This is a genomic window from Dyadobacter crusticola DSM 16708, assembly GCF_000701505.1.
Lineage (GTDB): Bacteria > Bacteroidota > Bacteroidia > Cytophagales > Spirosomataceae > Dyadobacter > Dyadobacter crusticola.
This window is the reverse complement of record NZ_JNJB01000007.1, coordinates 174,873-191,858: the sequence shown is the minus strand read 5'-3', so window position 1 is coordinate 191,858 and position 16,986 is coordinate 174,873. Positions and strand designations below refer to the sequence as shown.

15 protein-coding genes are annotated in these 16,986 nt (G+C 47.2%); 8 read left to right on the top strand and 7 right to left on the bottom strand.

The features are described from left to right. Window positions 1–170 precede the first annotated feature (170 nt). Together Q369_RS0111325 and Q369_RS0111320 are read right to left on the bottom strand one after the other, a co-directional pair. Window positions 171–824, bottom strand: coding sequence for an NAD(P)-dependent oxidoreductase (locus Q369_RS0111325; protein ID WP_031527919.1), 654 nt, complete (start codon window positions 822–824; stop codon window positions 171–173). Between the two features lie 332 nt (window positions 825–1,156). Beyond that, window positions 1,157–3,364 (bottom strand): T9SS type B sorting domain-containing protein, encoded by a 2,208-nt coding sequence (locus Q369_RS0111320; RefSeq protein WP_031527918.1) that lies wholly within the window; start codon window positions 3,362–3,364, stop codon window positions 1,157–1,159. A gap of 62 nt (window positions 3,365–3,426) precedes the next feature. On the opposite strand from Q369_RS0111320, the gene rlmD reads away from it, so the two are divergent. Beyond that, a complete protein-coding gene (gene rlmD / locus Q369_RS0111315) occupies window positions 3,427–4,824 on the top strand; it encodes a 23S rRNA (uracil(1939)-C(5))-methyltransferase RlmD (RefSeq protein WP_031527917.1) in 1,398 nt (465 codons plus the stop codon). Between the two features lie 135 nt (window positions 4,825–4,959). On the opposite strand, the gene dnaB is transcribed toward rlmD, so the two are convergent. Continuing rightward, the gene (gene dnaB, locus Q369_RS0111310; protein WP_031527916.1) at window positions 4,960–6,573 is read right to left on the bottom strand and encodes a replicative DNA helicase; all 1,614 of its coding nucleotides are present in this window, start codon (window positions 6,571–6,573) and stop codon (window positions 4,960–4,962) included. A 244-nt stretch (window positions 6,574–6,817) separates the two neighbouring features. Here dnaB and Q369_RS0111300 point away from each other — a divergent pair, with 244 nt between their 5' ends. The 3 genes from Q369_RS0111300 to Q369_RS0111290 are packed head-to-tail and all read left to right on the top strand — an operon-like array spanning window position 6,818 to window position 10,822. Then, a complete protein-coding gene (locus Q369_RS0111300; RefSeq protein WP_031527915.1) occupies window positions 6,818–7,765 on the top strand; it encodes a PhoH family protein in 948 nt (315 codons plus the stop codon). Next, window positions 7,746–9,035 (top strand): M43 family zinc metalloprotease, encoded by a 1,290-nt coding sequence (locus Q369_RS0111295; RefSeq protein WP_031527914.1) that lies wholly within the window; start codon window positions 7,746–7,748, stop codon window positions 9,033–9,035. The genes Q369_RS0111300 and Q369_RS0111295 overlap by 20 nt, the downstream gene beginning before the upstream one ends. A 2-nt stretch (window positions 9,036–9,037) precedes the next feature. After that, a complete protein-coding gene (locus Q369_RS0111290) occupies window positions 9,038–10,822 on the top strand; it encodes a ComEC/Rec2 family competence protein (protein ID WP_031527913.1) in 1,785 nt (594 codons plus the stop codon). On the opposite strand, the gene Q369_RS0111285 is transcribed toward Q369_RS0111290, so the two are convergent. Continuing rightward, complete coding sequence (locus Q369_RS0111285) at window positions 10,823–11,908, bottom strand: DUF922 domain-containing protein (protein ID WP_031527912.1); 1,086 nt, start codon at window positions 11,906–11,908, stop codon at window positions 10,823–10,825. Between the two features lie 67 nt (window positions 11,909–11,975). Here Q369_RS0111285 and Q369_RS0111280 point away from each other — a divergent pair, with 67 nt between their 5' ends. Next, window positions 11,976–12,455: a deoxycytidylate deaminase gene (locus Q369_RS0111280; RefSeq protein ID WP_031527911.1), complete on the top strand. Its 480-nt coding sequence runs from the start codon at window positions 11,976–11,978 to the stop codon at window positions 12,453–12,455. 279 nt (window positions 12,456–12,734) lie between these two features. Here the strand turns inward: Q369_RS0111280 and Q369_RS0111275 are convergent, their stop codons facing one another. Continuing rightward, window positions 12,735–13,250, bottom strand: a complete 516-nt coding sequence (locus tag Q369_RS0111275; RefSeq protein WP_031527910.1) for an FKBP-type peptidyl-prolyl cis-trans isomerase — start codon at window positions 13,248–13,250, stop codon at window positions 12,735–12,737. Window positions 13,251–13,346: 96 nt separating this feature from the next. Here Q369_RS0111275 and Q369_RS0111270 point away from each other — a divergent pair, with 96 nt between their 5' ends. Genes Q369_RS0111270 through Q369_RS0111260 form a run of 3 tightly spaced genes read left to right on the top strand, consistent with a single transcriptional unit; the run spans window position 13,347 to window position 15,989 of the window. Beyond that, entirely contained in the window at window positions 13,347–13,952 is a 606-nt protein-coding gene (locus Q369_RS0111270; RefSeq protein WP_031527909.1) for an acyl carrier protein phosphodiesterase, read from the top strand. Window positions 13,953–14,008: 56 nt separating this feature from the next. Then, complete coding sequence (gene holA, locus Q369_RS0111265; RefSeq protein ID WP_031527908.1) at window positions 14,009–15,028, top strand: DNA polymerase III subunit delta; 1,020 nt, start codon at window positions 14,009–14,011, stop codon at window positions 15,026–15,028. Between the two features lie 55 nt (window positions 15,029–15,083). Next, entirely contained in the window at window positions 15,084–15,989 is a 906-nt protein-coding gene (locus Q369_RS0111260; RefSeq protein ID WP_031527907.1) for a DNA-3-methyladenine glycosylase family protein, read from the top strand. Here the strand turns inward: Q369_RS0111260 and Q369_RS0111255 are convergent. Further along, window positions 15,979–16,248, bottom strand: a complete 270-nt coding sequence (locus tag Q369_RS0111255) for an Ada metal-binding domain-containing protein (RefSeq protein ID WP_031527906.1) — start codon at window positions 16,246–16,248, stop codon at window positions 15,979–15,981. The genes Q369_RS0111260 and Q369_RS0111255 overlap by 11 nt on opposite strands. A 2-nt stretch (window positions 16,249–16,250) precedes the next feature. Continuing rightward, window positions 16,251–16,952 carry a 2OG-Fe(II) oxygenase gene (locus Q369_RS0111250; RefSeq protein WP_031527905.1) on the bottom strand — a complete coding sequence of 234 codons (702 nt, stop codon included), beginning with the start codon at window positions 16,950–16,952 and terminating at the stop codon, window positions 16,251–16,253. Window positions 16,953–16,986 lie beyond the last annotated feature (34 nt).

Here is a 16,986-nt window from a genome sequence, read left to right as displayed (position 1 = left end):
CCAAATAATACTTTAAATACATTAATATAGTTTTTACATTTATGTATGTATTATACTTTATAAAAGTTTTAAATGTATATCGCTTTTAGTACAGAAATAAAGCTTGGATAGTATCAGCCTTGTGGGCCTTTAAGTACTATCCAAGCTTTCGTTTAATACAAACCTTTGTATTAGTAAGCTACGGTAAAACGCTGTTTGATGTGGTTACCCTGCTCAACCTCGTCGACGATGGCCAGCGCCAGATCCTCCACTGAAATAATGCTTCTATGATTTTCGTCGTACACAGGACTGTCCAAGTCTTTGCGGTAGTTTCCCTTTCTTGTTCCCGAAGTACCCGGGTGCATTTCAATGGCCGGACTCAGAAAGGTCCAGTCGAGTTCGCTTTCTTCTTTAAGTATGTCGAGGTACTCACGCGCCGCGCTTGCCCCAGGCTTGTACTCTTCCGGAAAATGGGGCGTATCAATGAGCTGAACTCCCGGCTTTACATACAAGCTTCCTGCGCCTCCCACAACTAGCAGCCTCTTCACGCCAGCTTGCCTCACGCCAGCCTGAATCGACTGTGCACCCGCCAGGAATTCTGCATATATATTCGGGTTAGTCCAGCCCGGATTATAAGTACTAACTACCGCATCTGCTCCGTTTACCGCACTTGCTACTTCCTGGGGTTTAAGTACGTCTGCCGAAACGGCTGTAACGTTGCCGCCATCTGTCGGTATTTTGTCTGTGTTACGCGCAATCGCAATCACATCATGACCTCTGCTTATCAGTTCCTGTAGAACATGAGAGCCAACAAATCCAGTTGCTCCGATCAATGCTATTTTCATTTACTTTCTTTTTTAGGTGTAAGGTTTTTTTTTTATGGAGGAAAGGGAGGATGGAAGAAGGAGAATGGAGTTGTTCTCACTCTCAGTGGTTTATCCTGCTGTACTTTCCTAATGGTTGATACATAATATACATTTTATACGGTAGAGCATTTGTTACATATAAAGCATATAATACTTATTGAAAGCATTCAGCTTTTAATTTTTTATATACAGATGATATTCATCTTGCATACAATACATATTCTACTTTCCATATTGGCGACACAGCGGGTTATTACTGCATGTAGTAAGCTTATTATAATAATGATACCAATGTTCAGTATAGGAAGTTCTCACTTCAATATGGTCAGTCCGCCTTTGTAGGAGCGGCGGGTGTATTGGATGAGGTAGTAATAGTAACCCGCTGAAATGTTGTCCGGGCACCAGTCGTTTGGACGGATCTTGGAGTAATATACCTGCTTGCCCCAGCGATTGTAAACCGTTACATCCTTGAACTGATCGTCGCATTTGTCTCGCGGCAGATCCTGGAATACGAAGCAGTCATTCTTTGAATCTCCGTTAGGAGTGATCACATTCGGGAAGTCCGGAAAGGGCTCTTCTTCGGTATCTCTGACGGTGATCCTGACCGTGGTAGTGTCGCTTGCGGACGCGCAGCTCTTGTCCATTGTAATGAAATCAACCATAAAAGTCTGCTCGGCCTCGCCATTAAGCAAACCGCATTCGGGATTCCAGGAATAGGGAGAGATAAGGCTTTTCACGCCCGTTTTTCCGTCGAACAGCATTCCCAGTTCTTTGATATCAAAACCACGTCCTGCTGCTACCAGACTGATCGCATTGGTGTCGGGATCATTCCCGAACACATCGAATGCAATTCCCTCCGTTGTGCCGATCGTGTAGGTAATCTCCTGCACGGGAAGCGACGTGGCTACTGTGGGCGGGTTGTTGGGTGACTCGTCGACAATGAAGTATACAGGTTTTGAGACCGGCATCGGGTTTCCTTCACAGCGCATATCTTCCAGCTTGAAATCGACTGCCAGCGTATCGCCTTTTTTTGCGTTGCAAGGCGGCGTCCAGGTGAAGTTCTGCTGCACGCTCTCAGTCCCCGAGGCAGCCGCGAAATTCATGCCCAAATCCTTCATATTGAAATCCCGTCCACGGCCGGACAATGCCAGCTTGTCCTTGTCGGGATCTTTACCAAAGACAGTAAAATTCACCGGCACGCCTGCGGTAACATGCACGAAATCGCTGCCCAGCGAAGTGCTCACAACCGGCGCATTATTGCCAGAGCTCTCACGTCGGATGAAGATACTGAGCGTGTCCATCAGCGGAACCGGACAACTTTCGTCCTCCGCAATCAGCTCAATTTTGATGGGCCGATTATCGTAAGTCACAAAGCATTCGTCCAGGCACACTTCAAATTTCAGCGTATCGTTTGCGATACTCGTGCGGAATTCCGCCGGGAGGATTGTGAAATAGTCTTTCGAGTTGTTGACGGCGCGGCCATTTACCTTGATCAGCTGGTTGACAGTAGGATCAGTTACGATCACCTCGAAGCAGTTCGGATCGTCTTTTTTAACCGTGATGATCTCATTCTCGCTGTACCACGCGGTTTTTCCTTTGGGTTTAAACAGCAGCTTGGGTGGATCCATTTTGGGGCAATCGACTACTTTGAGCTGAAAGTCGCGCGTCAGAGAACCGATTTTTACCCCATTCCTGAATTCATCCACCTGTACTGCAAACACATATAAACCCACGCTGCCTGGCGTCACAGAAAGCATTCCGGTTGCAGGGTTCACTTTCAGTGGTTCGGGGCCAGGGATCATATTTGCTTCTGAGATTCCGTTAATCCAGTTCAGGCGGGGATAAGCGGAGGAGCCACGCGCCGGAATGCTCGGGTTGGCTTTATCGGAGTAACCCTGCATAGGCGTGATAAGCTTGTACGAAAGACTATCGCCATCTGCATCTTTTCCTCCAAAATCGAAGAAGAACGGGGAATTGACGCAGGCATAGTCACCTTTGATAGCGGGGAAAACGGGGGAGGAGTTTTTGAAATTTGCATTGTTCTTCATCAATGGCGGGAATTCCAGGTAAAACAAGCTTCCCGCGTCGCCAGGGTTGCGGATGTTGGTGATCGTCCCATTGCGACAACACCTGTCCCACACCATATAGTACCCGTCGGGATCGTTGAATTGGCCGGGTTCCAGGCGCAGAGCAGTACTATAAGTGATCATGTAAGTCTGCAGTGTGGATATTCCGCAAAGTGGATTTGCGTAGGAGACCGATTTTCGTTCTATTTTTGGGGCTTCAAGCCAGCCGATAGGTGCATTGTCGCGTTTTCGGAAGACGTAAATAACCACAGCCTGGTCTTCGGCGCCTGGGTTTCCATTCAGCGCATCGAAGTACATGGTGAGTCCTATATTGTAGTTATAGTATTGGTTAGGATTTTGCGTGATAAAAAGCTGACCGCCGACAATGTGTGTAGCCTTGGCTTGGAAAAAGAAAAACAGAAGGAAAATCGACCAGAGGAAACGTTTTTTCATGGTTGGATGAAGTAGTAAAAATGATCCTATACGATTTGGATTAAGAATTAAAACAAGAAAGTATGCTCAAAAACAATAAATATGAGTACGTTGAAATTACCGATTTTGCGGCAGAAGGCAAATGTATATTTAAGTCCGAAGACGGTGTAATTTTTGTTGAAGGAAATGTGGCGCCGGGTGACATCGTTGATTTGCAGGTTGTAAAAACAAAGAAGAAACTCAAAGAAGCTATTGTTACAAAGACACACAAGCTATCTGAATTACGTACCGACCCATACTGCATTCACCATACGGTTTGCGGCGGCTGCAGGTGGCAGCACATTGACTACGCGCATCAGCTGACGTTCAAAAGGCAGCAGGTAATCGATCATTTTGAGAGGATCGGAAAGATCAGGAATGTTGAGATAAATCAGATTATCGCTGCACCAAGGACTGAATATTACCGCAATAAGTTGGAATTTACTTTTTCAAACTGGCGGTGGCTCACGAAGGAGCAAATGGACTCGGGCCAGCAGTTTTCCAAAAACGCGCTGGGATTTCACGTTCCAAAGCGATTTGACAAGATTTTTACGGTAGATCACTGCCATTTGCAGCCGGATCCTTCCAACACGATCCGTAACTCGCTGCACCATTTCGCCGATTTGAAAAATATCCCTTACTATGATGTTCGGTTCAATGTGGGTATCATGCGTAATCTGGTGGTAAGAACCGCCAATTCAGGTGATGTGATGGTGATCGTGCAGTTTGGGGCCGACAATCAGGAGGCAATCAATGAGGTATTGGAGTACATGCACAAAACGCACCCGGAGATCACATCGCTAAACTACATCATCAATCTGAAAGGAAACGATTCGTATCAGGACCAGGAAGTGATCAACTACGCGGGCGAAAATTTTATCCGCGAAACAATGGAAGATCTCACATTCCTGGTTGGGCCTAAATCATTTTATCAGACGAATTCAGAGCAGGCTTACCAGCTGTTCAGTGTGGCGCGGGAGTTTGCCGCATTGACCGGCAATGAATCTGTTTATGATCTGTATACCGGAACGGGTACAATCGCCAATTTTGTTGCCAGAAGAGCCAAAAAGGTAGTCGGCGTAGAATATGTGGAAGCAGCAGTACAGGACGCACGCAGGAATTCGGAGTTGAACGGGATTACAAACACTTCCTTTTTCGCCGGAGATATGCGTGGCATCATGAACGAAAGTTTCCTGAATACGCACGGCAGGCCAGACGTGATCATCACGGATCCGCCCCGCGCGGGAATGGATGTGCCCGTTGTGGAAACTATCCTCAAAGCCGCACCAGACCGGATTGTATACGTAAGCTGCAACACCGCCACCCAGGCCCGCGACCTCGCATTGATGTCAGAAGATTATGAAGTAACCAAAGTACAGCCCGTAGACATGTTCCCAAACACGCATCACGTGGAGAATGTGGCGTTGTTGGTGAGAAGGTAGCCCCCTAGATCCACTGGGAGCGAACTCTTGTGAGCTTGTTGTGAGTGGTGGTGCTGGTTTTTACCCTAAATCCCCTGGAAGGGCACTTTGCAGATCGCAAAAGTCCCCTTCCAGGGGATTTAGGGTAAAACGGGGTTAAAACGGTGGCTCGCTATCCGGCCCTTTGTAGTCGAAGTTGCTGAGGTCGTTGGCGCGGCTTCTTAATGTCCCGCCAGCCGAAGATGGATTTGCCTGGCTTTCGAACGAACCGATCGGGTTGGTGGTTTGAATGGGGCGGTCTACCGAGAATGGGGCAGGGCTGTAAGCGGAGTCAAGATCGGCGAACTTGGTGTACTTACCGATAAACCGCAGCTGAATGGTGTCGAGTGACCCAGCCCGGTTTTTAGCCAAAATTACCTCTCCTATACCTGCTACCGAGTTACCAGCTTCATCTTCGGTAATCCCATAATATTCCGGACGGTAGAGGAAGATAACCATATCTGCATCCTGTTCAATGGATCCCGATTCACGCAAATCGGAAAGCTGCGGGCGTTTTTCTCCGCCGCGCGTTTCTACTGCCCGGCTCAGCTGCGAGAGTGCAATCACCGGCACGTCAAGTTCTTTTGCCAGGTTTTTCAAAGACCGCGAGATCATTGCAATTTCCTGTTCCCGATTACCCGCGCCTTTGCCTCCGGTATCTCCCGTCATCAGCTGCAAGTAGTCGATTACGATCATTTGAATATCGTGCTGGGCCTTTAAACGACGGCATTTGGCACGAAGTTCGAGAATGGAAAGCGCCGGGGTATCGTCAATAAAAATCGGTGCATTCGTCAGACGATGAATGCGGTGATGCAACTGCTCCCACTCGTGCGGTGCCAAACTTCCTTTTCTGATCTTTTCACTGTCAATTTCAGCTTCTGCCGAGATAAGCCTGTTTACAAGCTGAACAGAGGACATTTCGAGCGAGAAAATAGCGACGGGCATGTTGAAATCCACAGCGGCGTTGCGGAGCGAAGAAACGACGAATGCCGTCTTTCCCATACCCGGACGTGCCGCCAGGATCATTAGCTCCGTTTTCTGCCAGCCGGAAGTAAGTCTGTCAAGCGCACTGAAACCCGACGGAACTCCGGTAAGACCGTCTTTATTATTTTTCTTCTGGTCGAGCTCGGCCAATGCCTGTCGCATCAGTGCGCCCATGTCCGCATAGTTCTTCTTGATGTTGGATTCCGAGATCTGGAAAAGGTTTTGTTCCATTTTGTCAAGAAGCATAAAGACGTCAGTTGTGTCTTCAAATGCCTCCCGCTGGATCTCAGATGCGATTTTGATCAGTTCCCTTTTAATGTAAGCCTGGGAAATGATACGCGCATGGAATTCGATGTTGGCGGCTGAGTTGACCTTGTTGGTCAGCTGCATAATGTACGGAGCGCCGCCGATCATTTCCAGCTCGCCTGTGCTTCGCAGCTTGGCGGTAACCGTCAGCATATCGATCGGCTCCGAGTCGGCGAAAAGCGTGATAATAGCGCTGTAAATCCGCACGTGGGCTTCCTTGTAAAAACTGTCGGGGCGGAGAATGTCGGCTACGGCAGTCAATGCATCTTTTTCAATCATCAAAGCACCGAGCACAGCCTCTTCCATATCAATGGCCTGAGGAGGTAATTTGCTGAGTGTCTGATCGGTAGATGGTGTCCTTGCCCCGTAAGGCTTTTTAGCGAAAGCCCCGGATTTGGAGCCTTGTCTGAAAGAGTTATTGGGTGCTTTTTCGTTTTCCATAGAAGGCAAAGTTACGCAATGCGGGGCGCGATCAAAAGAAAGGATCTTGAAGTTCAACCTTTATTTTTTTCTCGAAAAACTTCATTTTTCTGCCAATCTGATAATGAAATAGTTGGTCGGAAAACAGGGGTTTTTGCAATATTTTTTCAGTTGCGGAATAGGATTTTCTGATTCTTTGTTTTATTAATGTTGGTATTATTACTAAATTTTAGAACAAATAGGTAAACACTAAACTTTAATTCATTTGCTGGAAAAAATCATCACGCTCGAAGACGTTTCAATGGTTGACTTTTTGGGTATTCACAACTCGAATATCAAGGAAGTCGCCGCCGCTTTCCCGGAAAGCAAGATCATTTCACGCGGTAACGAGATCCGCATTCAGGGCACAGCTCCCGAAATCATCCGGATTACAGATGTAATGGACTCACTTCTGGCTCATTACCAGAAATATGGTAAGATCACCAATGACAATGTTAAAGGGTATCTCAACGGTGTTTCGAAAACGCCGGTACCGAGTGGCGAAGATGACGACGATGTAATCCTTTACGGAAATAAAGGCCTGGTTATCAAGGCAAAAACAACCAACCAGAGGCTGCTGGTCGAGCAGGCGGCTAAGTTTGATCTGGTATTTGCAATCGGTCCTGCCGGAACGGGTAAAACTTACACCGCAGTCGCTATTGCGGTACGCGCCCTTAAAAACAAAGAAGTCAAGAAAATCATCATAACCCGCCCGGCAGTAGAAGCAGGGGAGAACCTGGGCTTTTTACCAGGTGATTTGAAAGAAAAAATCGACCCGTATCTTCGCCCGATTTATGACGCGCTCGACGATATGATCGCGCCGGAGAAATTGAAGTTATATCTCGAAAGCAGGACGATCGAAATCGCCCCGCTTGCATATATGCGCGGACGTACGCTGAACAATGCATTCATATTGCTCGACGAGGCGCAGAACACGACGCCAATGCAGATGAAGATGTTCCTGACCAGGATGGGCCCGAGCTCCAAAGCGATCATTACGGGGGACAAGTCACAGATAGATTTGCCCAAAAACCTCAAATCGGGTCTTACCGATTCCATAACTGTGTTGAAAGGCATTAAAGGAATCAGTTTTGTTGAACTGGATGGATCAGATGTGGTAAGGCACCGTTTGGTTAAGGATATTCTGGCTGCTTATGAAAAATCGGAGCAATAGGTTTCTGGCATTATTGCTGATGGTTTTGGGCAGCACTTTTGCTACTGTTGTGGCACAGGTGCCCGATGCCGGACTGATCCGTTGCGCCAGCACTGAGCGGGATTCTTTAAGGGTTTTGAAGAATCCCGCCCTGCTCAGGCAGCGGCGGCAATCAGAAGAGTTGATCCAAAATCACATTCGTGCACGAAAAGCAAGCCGGACCAGCGCGGATGAAATTATCACGATCCCGGTTGTGGTTCACGTTGTTCACGGACAGGAGAACCAGCGGATAGGAGGGCCGAACAACGCAAATATCACTGACGCACAGGTTGCCAGCCAGATTGATGTATTGAATGAGGATTATGGCAATAATTCGGGCTACAAGGGTTTTTATACGGATTCTTTGGGTGTAGATACAGGCATTCGCTTCAAGCTGGTGAAAATTGTGCGCACCTATAATGCTAAAACGCAGTTCAGCCCGGTGAGTGACGCCGATGAACTTGCCGAGATTTCGCCGGCTTGGTCTACAAACCGGTATCTCAACATCTGGGTATGCCGCCTGAACGACAGGTATCTGGGTACTTCCCAGTTTCCCGTTGTGACACAAATCACCAACAGGACCGCTGGGCTGGCCACGTCAGAAGATGAAGCACGGGACGCGCTGACAGATGGAGTTATTATTGATTTCAGATACTTTGGCAGGAATTCAGACGCGATAACCAGTCGGATCTACAATCTGGGACGGACAACGACGCATGAGGTTGGGCACTGGCTCGGGTTGATCCACATCTGGGGAGACCAGAATTGCGGTACCGACCATTGCGATGATACACCGACCGCATTTACCAAAAATGAAACTACGGACACAGAATGTACACCCGTTTTCTCCAATTGCCGCGGAGTGATTACGCGCAACATGATTGAAAATTACATGGACTACTCACCGGATGTGTGCATGAGCGTTTTTACCAACGATCAGAAAGCCAGAATGCACGCAGTCATGGAGCTGAGCCCCCGGCGGGCGAAGCTGGTGGAGTTTTCCAAAATCACAACAGAGGACCTGATGGTCACGTTATACCCTAATCCAGTGCAGGAAGTCCTTTTCTCGAATATTTACACGCCTAACTTCGAGGTATTTACAGTCACTGTTTATAATCAAAAAGGGCAAAAAATTTTCGGTGAAACTCCAAACCGAACATCTCTCAACGTAAAAAATCTACCCAGCGGGATCTACTTTTATAAGGTACAAACCGCTTCGAGGACAATAACCAAACGGTTTTATGTCCGGTAACTATGCTGTCAAGAGCTCCATTTGTCGGCATAGTTTTGCTTTTTATCACGGGAATACTGTGCGGGGATTTTTCGTCTGACTTTCTGTTCAATGCGGATTTGATTTTCGCGGTCATTTCGGCGGTTGCCGCGGCCGGATGTTTGACCTGTTATCAACTTAAATCTTCAAAATCCTTCACGGCGTCATTCTGGCTGTTTCTGATTGCATTGGGTGCATTTTGCCGGGTTTCGGCTGAAAGCAGGAAAGATCAGAATATCGCGCTTTTTGAGGGGGGTGATTATACTTCCTACGAAGCGACTGTCACTAGCTTGCCTGAGAAACGGGAGAAGACAGTCAGGATGGAAGCGACGGTAACCCGCATATTGAGCGGGGGTAAATGGATTGATCAACAAACCAAAGCGCTGTTAAACCTGCCTGCCGAAGCAGCTGACATTCCGCGGCCCGGCGATGTGCTGGTTGTGAATGGACAGCTTCAACTTCCTGCCTCTGCGGATAATCCTGAACAGTTTGATTACCGGAATTACCTCAGAAACAAGGGAATTCTATGGACCGATCAGCTTTGGGAAAGTTCTTTCAAGAGCATCAAAAGACCGGTTCAGTTATGGTCTGTGCAGTACTGGCTTGCCGCAACTTCTGAATGGGCCGACTTGGAGTTTCGCAAAAATGTGGTCAACAACTCATCTTACGGGTTGGTAAAAGCGATGTTGCTGGGAAGGCGCGACGACCTGCAAGCGGGGCAGACTGACGACTACATTGCTTCGGGCACTGTTCACATCTTGTCGGTTTCCGGAATGCACGTCGCGATCATCTTCCTGGTGATTAGCTTGATGCTGAGCTGGTTGAAACGGTGGAATTACGGAAAGCTGCTTTACGTTGCCACGATGATCCTGCTGCTTACTTTCTACGCGATGGTCACAGGATTTTCACCTTCTGTTCAGCGGGCTACCATCATGTGTATTGTGTTTGTGCTCGCCGAAGTTTCGGGTCGCAAGCAGCATTCAATGAATACGCTTGCGATTTCTGCATTGCTGATCCTGCTGTTCGACAGCGCGGCCTTGTTTGATGTAGGATTTCAGCTTTCCTACCTTGCCATGAGCGGGATCTTTTTATTTTACGAGCCTATCCACAGCATTTTTCATCCGAAAAGCCGCATATTCAGGTTTGTGTGGCAGGTAACAGCGCTCGCATTTGCAGCACAACTTACCACATTTCCACTGAGCCTGTACTATTTTCATCAGTTTCCAACGTATTTCTGGCTGGTAAATCCACTGGTAGTTGCATTCACGAATGTGTTGCTTCCGGCTGCATTGGTCCTGCTGCTGGTAAGTACCACAGGAGTTTACTGGCTGCAATGGATTGTTGGCCAAATAGTGGAGCTTTCAGCCTATCTGACCAACGTGTCTGCTGGCATTCCGAAATACTTTCCCGGGTACCTGGTGGAGCAGATCAATCTCGAAGCGATTGAAGTGATCATGCTGTATTGCACGCTTTTTCTAATCTGGTATGCTTATGAAACGCGCGAATACAAGTTCCTGAAACGTGCTTTCGCCATTATTTTCCTTTTCGCCAGTTTTTCTGTGTCAAAGAGCATTCAGCTGTACTTATCTGAGGAGCGGGTTTCTTACAATATTCCCAAGCATTCGGCAGGAAGTTACCGGCACGGGAATGTGCTCTACCTGGTAGCCGACACCGCGTTCCGATCAGACAAACGCGCATTTGACTTCTATGTAAAAAACTATACTGTGAGCCGGGAAGTGGGTGAGGTTGTTTTTGTTGAATGCAAATGATTACTGCACCGAATACACCGCCGCGATCTGTGCTGCAACCTTTCTGTCCCAGTCTGCTTGTGCACTTGCGTTCAATCCGTGGCCGGTTTCGCCATCGTACTGTTCCTGGTCGTGGTTCATTTCCCTGAATGCTTCCAAAAACTGGTACTGGATCTCGCTGTCGTAATCTTCTATGGTTAGCTCCGCTTTTCTCAGGCGGTCTTTGAATTTTTCAACAACCAGTCGCGTGATGTCAAAGTGGATCTGCTCGTGGCGCAGTGTGCCTGCATTCCGCGACTCAGGCCGGCCCCAGGACATGCTTTTTACCATAAATGTTTTCAAACCAATTTCCACCACCAGGTCGTTGCCTTTCGGATACGAGCGGCCTTCGTACCCAAAGCTTGTGAATACAGCCGCTGCATATCGGCTACCTGGCTTTGGGTTCCTCACCTTGAAATCGTCCCAGACAAGCGGTCTTTTAGGAGAATAGAACACAGTATCATCGTCCGCTGCCGCATTGATCTCTTTGAAGACTAATAACAGGCTGCGGGCAAGAGCAGGATTTTTCCCTGTGTTGTTCGACATCCATTTCTGGAAATGTACCAGGGATTGGTCCAGCAGCTGTTTTACCAGCTTTTCGTAATCGTATTTCGTTTCCGGCCGGGTGTAAGTTGCCGAAGTTTGGTAACCCGTCAGCTCCACAGGCTGCATATCCCTGTACCAACGAAATCGCAGGCTCAGTTTGACTTCGCCTGTTACCTTGTTCGGCGCAACCCGCTTCTCATTTAATGATAACTCCTTGATTGTGATATAGAGCGGCAGGTAAGTCTGTTCCTTTTTCGGAGCAGCGAAAGACCAATAATTAAAAAGTTCTCTTTCTGCGTTGCCGAGCAATACAGCCGGCATTTCCTTTCCAAATGCAATCACTTTGCCGAGTGCCGCACCGGGCGCAGCACGTTTATCTTCAACTTCCTGGATGAAAAATTGGTAAGATTTAAAAAGGGCAGCCGGTTCCCTCGAAAGAGCCAGAACAACCCGGTCTTGCTGCGCGTGGGCTGCAAGCGGTAAGATAAGTAACAACAGGTACTGCAAAACCCCTCTGATCATAGTCTTAAATCCATATTGAATCCAACTGCCATTTATCTAAGTTTGTAAAAAAATTACAGTAACACGAATGACATTACCTACAACGAATTTGCGGCCGGAATTTGATGACATTTTCATGGAGTTGGCAAAAAATCTTGCCAAGCGCTCTCATTGCATCAAAGCCCAGGTAGGTGCGGTGCTTACAAAAGACACGAGGATTATCTCAATTGGGTACAATGGCCCACCCGCAGGTACGCACAACTGTGATGAAGAATTTCCGGGAGTAGGCTGTCCGAGAGACGCGAAGGGAAGTTGCTCGCTGGCCTTACACGCAGAGCAGAACGCGATTTTGTTCGCCGTCAAAAACGGCTCGAACATTGAAGGATCAACACTTTTCGTAACCCTCGCCCCCTGCATAGCCTGCGCCAGGGTAATCTACACGATGAAGATCAGAAAGGTAATATTTCTGCATTCTTATGCAGCTTACAAGGGAATCGCAGTGGAAGAAGGAGTAGAGTTTCTGAGGAGATTTGGCGTGGAAGTGGAGCAGTATGCGACGACTGAATGAATTCAATTTTGAATGAGTGAATGATTGAATGAATGAATAGGGAATGAGCAAATTAGTGAATGAGTGAATTAGTGAGTGAACTCGATTTTGACTCATAAATGAAGTGCTGTTGTAGGATTTAAATGATCTCTTTTGATCAATTGCTAACTTTCACCTTTTTGTAGATAAAGATCAACTTGGAAAAGACTGTCCAAAAGATTCATTCATTCAATCATTCGATCATTCAAAATTGAACAATTCACTCAATCACTCATTCACTAACTCACTCACTCATTCAACCTAGTGATGATGCACTCCACCAGTGCCATGCACGTGGCCGTGGCTGATTTCTTCGGGAGTTGCCGGGCGGATGGAGAGGATCTGTCCTGAGAAATGCATTTCCTTGCCTGCCAGCGGGTGATTGAAGTTCATTAGGACGATATCTTCTTTAATCTCAACTACCTGACCGTGCATTTTTTCACCGTCTTCGTTGGTCATCGGAATGATATTTCCTATCTGAAGCAGTTCGTCCTGGTCTACGTCTTCCATCTGGAAAACTGCTTTTGGAAGCTCTACGACGGCTTCTTCGTCGTATTCACCGTAACCTTCTTCGGGCTCAACAGTAAATTCGAAAGTATCGCCTGCGGCCAAGCCTTCGATCTGTGTTTCGAATCCTTCCGGCAGCCCGCTGATGCCGTGGATAAAGTACATGGGATCGTCTTCGGTAACTACCTCAACAACATCCATTTCTCCGTCGGAGTCAGGAATTTGTAAGCTATATGTCAACGCGACGACGTTATTTTTTTCGACTTTCATTTGCTCGTTTGATTAAAATGAATGTTGTTGTAAAAGAATTGTTCCATAAATGGAATGATGGCAAACGTACGGGATTTTTGTTAAAATGTAATTGCGATGAACTTTTTAGCCCATATTTTGCTGTCAGGTGAAAGTGAAGGAATCATGATGGGAAATTATGTGGGCGATTTTGTAAAAGGGCGGCTTACGCCCGAAAAAACGACTAATTGGAACCCGGAGTACGTACTTGGATTGAAGTTACACCGCTTCATAGATTCGTTTACAGACACACATTCGCAGGTACACGATGCCAAGCAGCTCGCCGCATTGACGCAGGGAAAGCTCGCCGGGATCGTGATGGATATTTACTTCGATTACTTCCTAGCTAAGCATTTTGCAGACTATCATAAAGACCCGCTGCAAGTGTATGTTCACGATAAGTATATGAAGATCGAGAAAAATGAATATCTGGTACCAGAAAGCATGATCCCGATGGTTCGCTCGATGATCCGGCAGGATTGGCTGACTAGCTATGCCACGCTTGAAGGCATTGATACTACTTTTCACAGGTTGTCCCGGCGCGCTGATTACTTGTCGCCCATTAAATTTGCAGCGAAGGAGCTGGAAGCAAATGAGAATTTTTATCACAACAAATTCCTGAAATTCTTTCCCGAGCTTCAAGTTAATGCAGCCAAGTTCATTACAGACAATGCGACCCGCTAATCTTCCTAATTGAAACATCTTAAAATTGACATCTCCCGGCTTACCGGATACCCGAAATGGCGCATACTCCTGAAAGCATTCTTAAAGACATTCGAAACAAACGATACCTGCCGATCTATTTCCTGCACGGCGACGAACCTTATTATATCGATTCCATTGCCGAGGAGCTTGAAAAACGCATTGTTCCTGAGGCTGAAAAGGGCTTTAACCAGTTTGTACTTTATGGAAAGGATACCGATGTGGCCGGCGTATTGAGCTATGCGCGGCGATTTCCATTTATGTCGGAGCGGCAATTGGTTTTGGTAAAAGATGCCAATAAGCTGGGCGGAATCGAGCAGAAGGATCAGCTGGCGCGGCTGGAAGATTACGCCCAAAATCCGCTCGCAAGTACCGTGCTCGTCTTCTGCTTTCATGCAAATGCCGACGAGCGACGCGCGTACATTAAGGCAATCAATGCAAAAGGCGCGGTTGTGCAGTCGAAGAAGATGTACGATAACAAGCTGCCCGACTGGGTTTCGTCATTCTGCCAGCAAGAAGGAGTCAAGATCAGCCCTAAGGCGGTTTTGATGCTGGTTGATAACATAGGTAACGATTTAAAACGCCTGACAAACGAGATCAGGAAGGTGATGGTTAACCTGAAAGTAGGTGAGGGGATAGACGCCGGAGCTGTGGAGCGGTTTGTGGGTATCAGCAAGGAATATAATGTTTTTGAATTCCAGAAGGCATTGATGTCGCGAGACGTGATGAAGGCTAACCAGATCGCACACCATTTTTCGGCTAATACCAAGGACAATCCACTGGCGCCCATTCTGATCATTTTGTATAATTTTTACTCCAAACTGCTGCTGGCGCATAAGTCGCCTGATAAAAGCGAAAAGGGCCTCGCGACCGAGCTGGGCGTCAATCCTTATTTTGTTAAAGATTACCTGCTTGCATGCCGGAATTATCCGTTGCCGAAGGTTGCCAATATCATCCATTATCTCCGTGAATGCGATGGCAGGATGAAAGGGCTTGATGGCGTAACGGTACCGGAAGGCGAGCTGCTGAGGGAGCTTGTTTTCAAAATCCTGCATTGATCACATTCGCAAGAATCGGCTTTTATGCGCATTTCAATTGAATTATCTTCAACAAATGGAAGAAGGAAACAGCATTCTCATACCCACACCGGCACTTTTCAGTTTCGACGAATGCATGTGGTTTTTAGACCGCAACTACGATGATTGCCTGCACGAAATCCGCGAAGGTAGCATTTATAAAGCTTTGGAAATCAATGGAGAGCTGGTGCTTTTCAGGATTACCGCAAACGGCAGCTTTTTGGAAGTTAATCTGCTGAAAGGTGAAATTGACAACGATGGTGAGGCATTTCTGATCCGTTATATCCGGGAATGGTTCGATATGGAGACGCAGATCCAGCCTTTTTACGACTTGTTGAAAAAGGATACCAGGCTGGCCTACATGGCGGAAGCATTTAAAGGCTTGCGGCTGGTGAGCATTGCGAATTTGTATGAGACGATTTGCTGGTCGATTATCGGGCAGCAGATCAATCTTTCATTTGCATATAAGGTAAAACGCGCGCTCGTGGAGCAGTTCGGCAAGCGGATAGAACACGAAGGCCGGAGCTATTTTGTCTTTCCGGATCCGGAAGTGCTGGCTACGGTGAGTATGGATGAATTGAAGGCAATGCAATTCTCGACCCAAAAAGCGGATTATACGATAGGTATCTCAAAGGCATTTGCCTCAGGTGCGCTGAGCCGCGAAATGATCGAAGCGCTGCCCGATTTCACATCCAAAATCAAGGCGCTTACTGCGCACAAAGGTATCGGTGTGTGGACTGCCAATTATGCATTGATGAAGTCGCTGCGTGAACCGGCAAGCATCCCGCACGGAGATATCGGACTCTTGAATGCATTGGCCAATCACGATATCATCCGTGACCGGAAGGAAACTGACCGGATTGCTGCACTCTTTTCACAATACCGAGGGTGGGAGAGCTACCTGGTTTTTTATCTATGGCGAAGCCTGACTTTCAAAGTGTAGAGGCTCTTCGTTTCCATTGTTGATATTCTATTCTCATGCAATGTGCGCATGGACGGTAGCCGTTTTCAAGCGCTTCTGCTCCGGAGCTGAAAAATACCCTGTTTTGCTGTTTCATTCTTTTACCTGACCGGCAGCTCAGCAGGCCGTAAATGCGCAGCGTCCTATTTCCGCCGAACGTGATCTGGCCGCTTTGTATGAGTCGTAACAAATGCCTGCTGGTCTTAAATGAAATCGGGTCGAGCTCTGAGTGCGACAACATAGCTAGCTTAATGCATCATGAAAAATGATTCCAAGCGTATAGCGGCTGCCTGTATGCACCTGGCTGACACCGTGTTTCATATTGACCCTAAAGTAGCCTCTGCTGCCTTTAAGCGGCCGGAAATTCGTTGTAAAAATCAAGATATCTCCGAGATCCGGCTGCAAAACAATTGCTTTTGACTGCGCCCGTGGGGTTTGCTGCACGAGCACAAATTCTCCACCGGTATAATCCTGTCCGGTCTGGTTCAGAAAAATCACCATTTGGATCGGAAAAAATACATCGCCGTATAAATCCTGGTGTAACGTATTGTGACCGCCTTCGCCATATTTCAGGATCAATGCAGTTGGTTTTACCTGGCCTTGCGCCTTGCATTGTTCAAGGAAATCAGAAAAATCGTTTGGGTAATGCTGCGGAATGGCAAGTTGGTGCATCCATTTGTTCGCCACTGGAACAAGATTCTGGTAATAACTTTGCCGAAGCTCTCCAAGTAATGCGGGCAGGGGATAGTTGAAGTATTTGTATTCGCCCAAACCAAAACGGTAGCGTTCCATCACGACCGTTTTGCGATGTAGTTCAGGGTTTTCATACTGTTTGATCAATTGGCTGCATTCGTCAGCGCCAACTGCTTGCTTTACCAGTGCATAACCAATTTCGTCAAGGCTGTGCGTAATATTTTGCCACTCAGTGTTTGCTAATGCTCTCATTGCAGGATACGTTGTCAGGATTAGTTGCGACAAA